Here is an 8,563-nt window from a genome sequence, read left to right on the forward strand (position 1 = left end):
CTAGAGAAACGTCTCTCAGGCGCCCTCACCCATGTCCGCGCAGGTCAGACCCCAGATTCGTGACTCTAGGACGCTGAATTACGCGGAACGCAGGCCATGCGCCTCGAACACATCAAAATCGACAACTTCCGTGGCCTCGGCCAGGTGCACATGCCGTTCTCCCGGTTCGGTTGCCTGATCGGCGAAAACAATGCCGGGAAGTCGTCGGTGTTCCAGGCCCTCAACATGTTTCTGCGCTCGGGTTCGGCAACGGAGACTGACTTCCTGACTTCGGCGCAGCCGGTGCGCATCCAGCTCACCTTCGCCGGCATCAGGGATGCTGACTTGCTCCGGCTTGAGGAAGGGCACCGGGCCCGTATCGAGCCTGAGATCCATGACGGGCGGCTCTCCCTGGCCCGGATCTACACGGGCCCCGGTAAGGGTGTGGTGCGGTTGGTCAAGAAGGTACCGAAGGACCTCCGGTACCAGCGGCCGGCGCTCGAGGACGTCCTCAAGACCAAGAGCGATGAGGAGCTCAGAGAGCGCCTCAGGCTCACCTATCCGAATATTCATGCGGCCCTGCCGCCTGGAAAGATCAACCGCACAGCCGCGAGGCGCGCGTGGGCCGACATCGTCGTAGGTCTCACCGACGAGGACTTGACCGTGGGCGATGAGCCGCTGCCGACAGGACTGGACAAGTCGGTAGCGGCCCTTTTGCCCGAACCTATCTACATTCCGGCTGTGAAGGAGCTCAACGAGGAGGTCAAGACCACCTCGACGGCGACGTTCGGACGGCTGCTGTTCGTCCTGTTCGAGGACATCGAGCATCAACTCCCCGCGCTGGAGTCCTCCTTCGATCAGCTGCGTACCCAGCTCAACGTAGTGACAGAGAAGAACGGCAAGGAGTCGGATGGGCGGCTGCCGGAGGTGCGTCAGATCGAGTCGCTGATCCAACGGAATCTGCAGGAGTCCTTTCCTCGCGCGCGCGTACGTCTGGAGATCCCTCCGCCTCGTCTGCGCAGCTTGCTGGAGGAAGCACAGATCGCTGTCAACGACGGAATTAGCGGCCCTTTCAAGACCAAGGGCGACGGCCTGCGCAGGTCAGTGGCGTTCGCCATTCTGCGGGCATACGTGGACTTGAAGATCACGAGGCCAGCCGGGGCGGACAGCGCGCAGCAACCTTGTCTGCTGCTGTTCGAAGAGCCTGAGGTCTTTCTTCACCCGCGGGCGCAGCGCAAGCTCTTCGAGGCGCTCACCGTCTTCTCCGACTACAACGACGTGCTGGTCAGCACGCATTCCTCTGCCTTCTACGCCCCGGGGGCGACGGGGACCTTCGTCAAGGTGGTCAAGGACCATGCACTGGATCCGCCGACCAGCCGGACCTGCGTCGTCGATCTGTCGGACCTGGACGCCCGCGACCAGTTCGAGATCATCACCCACGAGAACAACGAGGCGGCGTTCTTCGCCAATTCCGTGCTCCTCGTAGAAGGTCCCAGTGACCACTTCCTCGTCCCCCATCTCGCGCGCACTCTGAGCCCTCAGTGGGACTTCGACAAGCATGGGGCGGCCATCGCCAAGGTCGAGGGCAAGGGCAGCATCGCGCGGTACCGCAACTTCTTTCGCCGCTTCGAGATGAGAGTCGCGGTCCTCGCCGACCTGGACGCAGTGCTCAAGGGGTTCGACAAACTCGGTGCCAGCCTCGAGTGCCATGAGCTACGCGACCGGGTTGTCGCCAGGGTCAACCTGCTGGCGGAAGACGAGGATGCCGAGGTATCGAGCAAGACTCTCAAGGGCCTGCGTACCAGTGGGTCCGCTCGCGAGCTGTGGCGGCACGCTCAGCTCAAGCGCGAGGAGCACGCCCAGGGTCTGTGCGAATGGGAGGAACTTGACGCTGCGGTTATCGCCTTCTTCGCCCGTTCCGCCTCCGACACCGCACGAAGAATCCTCGAAGAGGCCCAGGATACGGAGCTGAAGAAGATGAAGGGGGAACTCCTGGCGATGCTCCGCAAGGAGGACATCTACGTGTGGGAGCTGGGGGCGATCGAGGCCTACTATCCGCCCCTGGAGACGAACCAGTCGAACAACAAGAACGACCGGGCCCGTCAGTTCTGTGAGCGCTACACCACTGCGGACGACATCCGCGGCTTGCCCGCCTTCGCGGACGCGGCCACCTGCGAGTTCGACCTCATCTTCGAAGCCTTCTTCGGTTCATCCCCGATACAGACCCCGGAAGCCGAGCTTCCCCTACAGGCAACAGCCAGCGCACTGGAGGCCGCGGCACCAGACAGTCGGCGTCACGAAGGACTTCCCGCTGGGCAGGTGGGTGCACCAGCAGCGAAAAGCGCTCCGGGCCGGTGAGCTGGAGGAGCGGCGCAAGTGAGGTCTGACGCCGTGCGCCGCGGACAGCGTGAGGCAGACACCGCCGACCTGCCGTCGCTGCGTACGGCCGTCGTCCGGATCGTCGAGGCAAAGAGGTTCGACGGCTGGCTGGCCGAGATGCCGGACCACGTCCTGATCCAGGTCGCGGCACCTCTCGAAATGCTGGGTTTCCAGCACTATCTGACGCCACCTCAAGACGACTTGCTGGTCAGGGCGGCACGGGTGGTGTGGGACCCTGTGGCCGGTCTCCTGGACGACTGCCCGGCCGATCTGGCCGCCGAATTCGCCTCCCTCGGCGCCACGGTCACCCCTCGTGAGGCCGGCGGTGCGCCGCCAGGGATGAGCTGAGCCGAACGCGACATGACAGACAGGAGTTCCTCCGTGCACTACACCGGACTTGAACTGGACCGGGCCGGCGACCGACGCTCCGACGCCGCATGGGTCGCCGCACAGGCTGCCCGTCCCGGCACCCGGGTGATCCCGCTCTGGCGCGACCAGTGCCTCACGCACGACAGGGTGCCGGTGGTACGGAGGGCGGGTGAGGCGGCCGCGCTGCTCGACGAGGCTGCCGAACCGGTGCTCCTCGGCCTCGACGGGGACAAGGCCGTCTTCGCGGCCGACCTGTCCGCCCTGGAGCAGCCCCGGGCGCTCGAACTGGCCGGGGGCGACGCCGTACAGGACGTACGGCAGCTGGTCGCCGGCATCAGTCCCGCCGAGGCGGGACTGCTCGCCTACGCCCGCGGCCTGCTGCACTGGCACCGCAACCAGCGGTTCTGTGGCGCCTGCGGCGGGCCCTCCGAAGTCCGGGACGGCGGGCACCTGCGGGTCTGCCGCTCCTGCGGGAAGCTCCTCTTCCCGCGCATCGAGCCCGCTGTGATCATGTTGATCGAGCTGGCGGGGGCGCCGAAGCGCTGCCTGCTGGCCCGGCACGCCCAGTCAGGGCCGCAGTCCTTCAGCACCCTCGCCGGGTTCGTCGAGATCGGCGAGAGCCTGGAGGACGCCGTACGGCGCGAGGCCTTCGAGGAGGCCGGCGTCCAGGTGAAGTCCGTCGCCTACCAGGGCTCGCAGGCCTGGCCCTTCCCGGCGGGCCTCATGGCCGCGTTCCGCGCCGAGGCGTCGTCGGGCGCCATCGCCGTCGACGGCGACGAGGTGGTGGACGCCCGCTGGTTCACCGCGGCCGAACTGCGCGCCCACATCGACGCCGGGCATGTCTACCGCCCGGATTCCATCGGAAAGTTCCTCATCGAGGGCTGGATCGCGGAGAACACAGATGGGTGACACAGAGGGGTGACACAGATGGGTGACACGCGGTATCGCCCTGCGCGGCGACCGAATCCACCTCGCCCCCGAACTCCCGGCGGTCCTTGCCCGCTTCCTGAACGAGATCGAGGCCGTGGAGCGGCGCATCCGTACCGAGTCCGTGGCGGACGTGAAGGCCGGGCTGCTGAAGTTCACCAACGCCTACACCGACTACGACGAGGCCGCCAAGGACTACCGCCACATCCCGTTCTTCGCCGACGTCAAGCAGCGGCTGGACTGCGATGTGCCGTCTTCGTGGCAGTGAGCCATCTGGCGATGTACCACCCCATGACAGCCGCGAGGCCGCGGAGTACCACCGCCATGTCAGTGGCAAGCCCCAGCCACGGGCCGACGACCAGCGGGAACACGGTTCTCCCATTCGACCGTACTGACACGCTCCCACTGACACGAAGTCGACACATCGCAACCGGAAGGGACACCGCAAGGGCAAATCGAAGAGCACGAGCGACAAACACAACAAGGGCGACCGCCACGGCGGTCGTAAGAAGTTCGACAATCCGAACAAGCGCAAGCGCTGACGCGGAACGGCTCTGACCGTTCACGGTCCAGGGCGTGTGCCATGCTGGCGCACGCCCTGGTGCCACGCGCGGACACGGGCCCAGGCAGCAGTACGAGAGGACACCTTCATGCCGGAGGACAACGTCTTCATGCCGGAGGACAACGTCGAGGTCCGGGCGGAGCGACAGTGGTCGGCGGGGAATCATGCTGCCGCGCTGTCCCTCTACCTGGAGGCCTGGACCAGCCCGGACAACGATGTCGCGGACAAGATTCTGGATCTGGTGGAGGACTGGGGAGACACCAACGCTGCGCTGGAGGCGATCTCCGCCGCCGCGGCCGCGGGCAACGCCGGGGCGTACGAGGCCCTGGCCGATCTGCTGATCCAGCTCGACCGGCCCGCGGAAGCGGTGTCGGCCCTTCAGGAGGCGGACCACCATGGCCGCAACGTGACCCTGTGGATCGCCGGGATTCTGGCGGACGAGATCGAGGACCACCCTCGCGCTGAAGAGTATTACCAACGGGCGCTGGCCGAGAATCACCCGAACGCGCTCAACGACTACGGCGCCTTCCTGCGCGACGGCGGGGAGCGGCTGGACGAGGCCGCCGATCTGCTGCGCCAGGCGGTGGACCAGGGGGACACCATGGCCGCTGGCAACCTCGGCCGTCTCCTGCTCGACCAGGACAAGCCCGCAGAGGCCGTCGGCTGGCTGCGGCAGGCCCTGGAGGCCGGACACCGCTCCGTCCTGGTCGCGCTCGGCGGAGCCGAGAACGACACAGGGGACAGTGAAGCGGCGGGACAGCACCTGCGGGAGGCCCTCAACGAGGATCTGCCCGGCGCGCATTTCGCCTACGCCCTCCACCTGACCGACACCGGTGCCCTGCAGGAGGCCGTGCCCCACTACGAGGCCGCCCTCGACCAGGACAAGGAAACGAACGCATACCTGAACCTGGCGCTCCTGCACGAGGAACTCGGGCAGCCGGAGCAGGCCGACCGGCGCTACCGGGACGCGATCGAGCACGAGGACGAGGAAGCCTTTTTGCCCTATGCGCGCTTCCTCGCCGGGCAGGGCCGAGCCGAGGAGATCGGTGCGCTGCTCACCCGGGCGACGTCGCTCGACCTCGCCCCGGAGGACCTCGCGGAACTGCGTGTCCTCGCCGACAAGGGCCGCCCCGCCGGCGCGTGACCGCCGCATCGCGGAACCCGTCACACCACTGCCCCGTCCGGACACCATCCCGGGCGGGGCACGGCCGCCGGGCCCGCAAGGGCGACAGCATCTACACCGTCCGCAAGCTCCTGCGCCGCAACAAGGAGCACCTCACCGGCGAACAACGCGAGCTTCTCAAGGCCGAACTGGCCTGCATGGGCACCTACGGGAAGCAGATCTACGCGGCCTGGCAGGCCAAGGAACTCCTGCGCGACCTCCTGGCTCCGGCCGTCAGCCGCAGCCACGTCACCCCCGACCGCTCCGCGGTCTCCGCCGCCCGCCACCGCTTCCTCGCCCACGTCGCCGACCACGCCCACCTGCCCGAACTCGTCACCCTCGCCGAGACCGTCGAGCAGTGGTGGGACGGCATCGAGACCTATCTGACCACCGGCATCACCAACGCCGCCTCCGAGGGCGGCCAGATCTACAAGCCCAAGGTGAAGGGACGGAAGATCAAGGTATGACCTTCATTGACGACGTTCTCCAGGGCCGGGCCACTATCGACGATTTCAACGCCTACAGCGAGGCGTGGAACGACTCGGAGGAGGATCTCGGAGAGTTCCACGATTACGCGGGGATGCTCTGGCCCGAGTATGCCCTGTGGGCAACGGACCACGATCACATCAGCGGCGATGACGTACTCGAATACGTGATCGCAGCTCGGCGACACAAGGTCGGGTTGCTCGACCACCTGCGCTCCGTGAAGGACCAAGACCCCACGGCCGCAGAGATCTACCGCCTCTGCGGCTGGTGGGCCAAGGATTGGGAAGCGGTCTCCCAGCACTACGGGGAAGACTGACCCAACCTTGTGCGTGCCGACAACCCATGTCACCCATGCTGAGCTGCAGTTCTGGAGTCACGATGTGATCACATCGCGGGCCTCCGGGATCGCCTCGGTGCACGCTCGGGTCTCGTGGCGATACGTCTGCTCTACCGGTTCTGCTGCCTGCTCCTGGGTTGGCTGCGGCTGCTGGCCCGCTCCTCCGCGGCGAAAGACGTCGAGATCCTGGTGCTGCGCCATCAGCTGAGCGTCCTGGAACGCGGCAGGCCAAAGCCCGCTTTCACCCTCGGCGACCGGGCGGTAATCGCCGCCCTTGTTCGTCTATTGAACAAGCGTCAGCGCCTCAGCCTGAAACTCTTGGTCACCCCGCGCACGGTCCTGCGCTGGCACGCCAGACTGGTGAAGCGGACATGGACCTTGCCCCTGCCGAAAAGCTCATCCGCGCAGGTCATGCGGCATGTTGGTACTCGTGGAGGATGCCGCCGAGCCGTTCACGTCTCCGTATGTCGAGGCGAGCGATCTGCTCCGGATCGGTGGCCGGAGCCGGCAGCGGGTGGAGCGGGCGGGCGTTGGCCATGCCTTGGTGGGGCCGGTGGGAGTTGTAGTGTTCCTCGAACTCCCGCAGCGCGTGGAGCAGGTGGCGTTGGTTCCAGATCAGGGTGCGGTCGAGGAGTTCACGCCGGCAGGTCTGCACCCACCGTTCCATGATCGAGTTCATGCGCGGTATCCGGACGCCGCTGAGCACGACCTCGATCCCCGTGTCGTTCAGGATGGTGTCGAACAGGGCGGGGAACTTCCCGTCGCGGTCCCGGATCAGGAATCTTGCCCGGCAGTCGGCGTCCTCGAGGTCCATGACGAGGTTCCTCGCGGTCTGTGTCACCCAAGAGGCGGTCGGGTGGGCGGTGGCACCGAGGATGCGGATGCGCCGGCTGGCGTGTTCGATCACCGCGAACACATACAGCCGAGCCCCGGACAAGGTGACCGTCTCCAGGAAGTCACATGCCAGCAGGGCGTCGGCCTGGGAGCGTAGGAAGTCCGCCCACGTGCTGGAAGCACGCTCGGGCACCGGGGCGACCCCGGCTTCCTGGAGGATCTCCCAAACGGTGGAGGCAGCCACAGTGACACCCAGGACGAGGAGTTCGCCGTGGATGCGGCGATATCCCCAGTTGGGGTTCTCGCGCGCGAGTCGCAGCACCAATTGTCGGATGGAGCGTACGGTCCGCGGTCTTCCCGAACGCTTTGGTCGGGAACGAGCCGCGTGGCGACGCGCGACCAGGTCCCGGTGCCAGCGCAAAACCGTGTCCGGCCGTACCAGTAGTCGTACCCGGCGCAGCACGTCGCGCGGCAGCCGGTGCAGCAGGGCCGCCAGGAACGCGCGATCGCTCGGGGTGAACCGCACCCTGTCTTGGCCGAGTTGGCGCTCCAGGACCATGATCTGATGGCGGAGGGCGAGGATCTCCGCATCCTTGTCCCGATCGCTCATTGGCAGCAGACGCAGCATCGCGAACGCGTTCGTCACAGTCAGATAAGCCAGTCGCAACAGCACGATTGATCATCATGCCTGGGCGAACACTAACCGCGCGAGAGTGCCCATCCGACCGCCGGGCCCCAGCCCCCCCCCACACCCCGTACACCCACTCCCACCAGGGCGGATGACATTATCGGCAGGGGCAGCGTCGGCCGAACCCAGTGCCGGATCGGCGGCCGAGCACCTGGCCACCGCATGGCAAGCCGCGTACGGACTGCACCCCGACCCGGTACGGGCCTACAGCGAAGCGATCAAAGCCGTCGAGTGCGCGGCGCACTCGGTCATCCAGCCGAACCACGCCAGGGCGACGCTCGGCACCATGCTCGGCGAAATCGGCAACGCGCGGGCCAAGTTCCGCACGGCCATCTCCACCCCGGCCGGCGGGGACCCAATAGCCCCCGTGGAAGCGATGATGCGCACCCTGTGGGACGGGCAGACATCCCGGCATGGCAAGCAGACTGGCACCGTCTCCGAGACCTTGGAGGCCTCGCGAGCGGGTATCCACCTCGCCGCCACCCTCGTGCAGTGGTTTGCCTCCGGAGCCGTCACACGCTCCTGAAGCACTCGGGCCGCGGAGACACGTGGGCGCACCGGTCTGTAACCGCCTCAGCGGATCAGCTGGCGGAGCACAGGGACGGAGACTCCGGAGGCACTCAGCCCCGCAAGCACGCCCCCCGGGACTGCCTCGCTGCTCAGGAACGTGAGACCTCCCGCAATCAGGCCGATGAACGCCGCCGACAGGAGGACGATGGCCGTGTGCATCGTCATGAACGGCTCACCTGCGTTCCGCGTAATTCAGCGTCCTAGAGTCACGAATCTGGGGTCTGACCTGCGCGGACATGGGTGAGGGCGCCTGAGAGACGTTTCTCTAGG

10 protein-coding genes and 2 pseudogenes are annotated in these 8,563 nt (G+C 66.7%); 9 read left to right on the forward strand and 3 right to left on the reverse strand.

The annotated features are described in order from the left end of the window. Positions 1-96 precede the first annotated feature (96 nt). From ACIBB8_RS36835 to ACIBB8_RS36870, 8 genes and pseudogenes are all read left to right on the forward strand, one after another. Positions 97-1,581: pseudogene (locus ACIBB8_RS36835) on the forward strand (AAA family ATPase); the annotation flags it as partial. Positions 1,582-2,266: 685 nt separating this feature from the next. Beyond that, positions 2,267-2,356 (forward strand): annotated as a pseudogene (locus tag ACIBB8_RS36840) (Helicase associated domain protein); the annotation flags it as partial. Continuing rightward, positions 2,356-2,706, forward strand: coding sequence for a hypothetical protein (locus tag ACIBB8_RS36845; protein ID WP_398959662.1), 351 nt, complete (start codon positions 2,356-2,358; stop codon positions 2,704-2,706). The pseudogene ACIBB8_RS36840 and the gene ACIBB8_RS36845, both read left to right, overlap by 1 nt. A 33-nt stretch (positions 2,707-2,739) precedes the next feature. Further along, entirely contained in the window at positions 2,740-3,636 is an 897-nt protein-coding gene (gene nudC, locus ACIBB8_RS36850; RefSeq protein WP_398959664.1) for an NAD(+) diphosphatase, read from the forward strand. 22 nt (positions 3,637-3,658) lie between these two features. After that, on the forward strand, positions 3,659-3,922 hold the full coding sequence (locus ACIBB8_RS36855) for a hypothetical protein (protein ID WP_398959666.1): 264 nt from the start codon (positions 3,659-3,661) through the stop codon (positions 3,920-3,922). Positions 3,923-4,304: 382 nt separating this feature from the next. Further along, a complete protein-coding gene (locus tag ACIBB8_RS36860) occupies positions 4,305-5,360 on the forward strand; it encodes a tetratricopeptide repeat protein (protein WP_398959668.1) in 1,056 nt (351 codons plus the stop codon). Continuing rightward, positions 5,357-5,845 carry a transposase gene (locus tag ACIBB8_RS36865; RefSeq protein ID WP_398959670.1) on the forward strand — a complete coding sequence of 163 codons (489 nt, stop codon included), beginning with the start codon at positions 5,357-5,359 and terminating at the stop codon, positions 5,843-5,845. Before ACIBB8_RS36860 ends, ACIBB8_RS36865 begins: the two co-directional genes overlap by 4 nt. After that, complete coding sequence (locus tag ACIBB8_RS36870) at positions 5,842-6,180, forward strand: hypothetical protein (RefSeq protein WP_398959672.1); 339 nt, start codon at positions 5,842-5,844, stop codon at positions 6,178-6,180. Before ACIBB8_RS36865 ends, ACIBB8_RS36870 begins: the two co-directional genes overlap by 4 nt. A 57-nt stretch (positions 6,181-6,237) precedes the next feature. Here the strand turns inward: ACIBB8_RS36870 and ACIBB8_RS36875 are convergent, their stop codons facing one another. Next, complete coding sequence (locus ACIBB8_RS36875) at positions 6,238-6,402, reverse strand: hypothetical protein (protein ID WP_398959674.1); 165 nt, start codon at positions 6,400-6,402, stop codon at positions 6,238-6,240. Positions 6,403-6,610: 208 nt separating this feature from the next. Further along, positions 6,611-7,708, reverse strand: a complete 1,098-nt coding sequence (locus ACIBB8_RS36880) for an integrase core domain-containing protein (protein ID WP_398959676.1) — start codon at positions 7,706-7,708, stop codon at positions 6,611-6,613. 106 nt (positions 7,709-7,814) lie between these two features. On the opposite strand from ACIBB8_RS36880, the gene ACIBB8_RS36885 reads away from it, so the two are divergent. Continuing rightward, positions 7,815-8,249 (forward strand): hypothetical protein, encoded by a 435-nt coding sequence (locus tag ACIBB8_RS36885; protein WP_398959678.1) that lies wholly within the window; start codon positions 7,815-7,817, stop codon positions 8,247-8,249. Between the two features lie 47 nt (positions 8,250-8,296). On the opposite strand, the gene ACIBB8_RS36890 is transcribed toward ACIBB8_RS36885, so the two are convergent. After that, positions 8,297-8,458, reverse strand: a complete 162-nt coding sequence (locus ACIBB8_RS36890; protein ID WP_398959680.1) for a hypothetical protein — start codon at positions 8,456-8,458, stop codon at positions 8,297-8,299. Between the last annotated feature and the right edge of the window lie 105 nt (positions 8,459-8,563).

Origin of the sequence: Streptomyces sp. NPDC051286 (assembly GCF_044455345.1) — a bacterium.
Taxonomy (GTDB): domain Bacteria; phylum Actinomycetota; class Actinomycetes; order Streptomycetales; family Streptomycetaceae; genus Streptomyces.

Coding starts and splice junctions, on each gene's coding strand:
- ACIBB8_RS36860 (WP_398959668.1), top strand. CDS start 4,305: ATGCCGGAGGACAACGTCTTCATGCCGGAGGACAACGTCGAGGTCCGG.
- ACIBB8_RS36870 (WP_398959672.1), top strand. CDS start 5,842: ATGACCTTCATTGACGACGTTCTCCAGGGCCGGGCCACTATCGACGAT.
- ACIBB8_RS36875 (WP_398959674.1), bottom strand. CDS start 6,402: ATGGCGCAGCACCAGGATCTCGACGTCTTTCGCCGCGGAGGAGCGGGC.
- ACIBB8_RS36885 (WP_398959678.1), top strand. CDS start 7,815: ATGACATTATCGGCAGGGGCAGCGTCGGCCGAACCCAGTGCCGGATCG.
- ACIBB8_RS36890 (WP_398959680.1), bottom strand. CDS start 8,458: ATGACGATGCACACGGCCATCGTCCTCCTGTCGGCGGCGTTCATCGGC.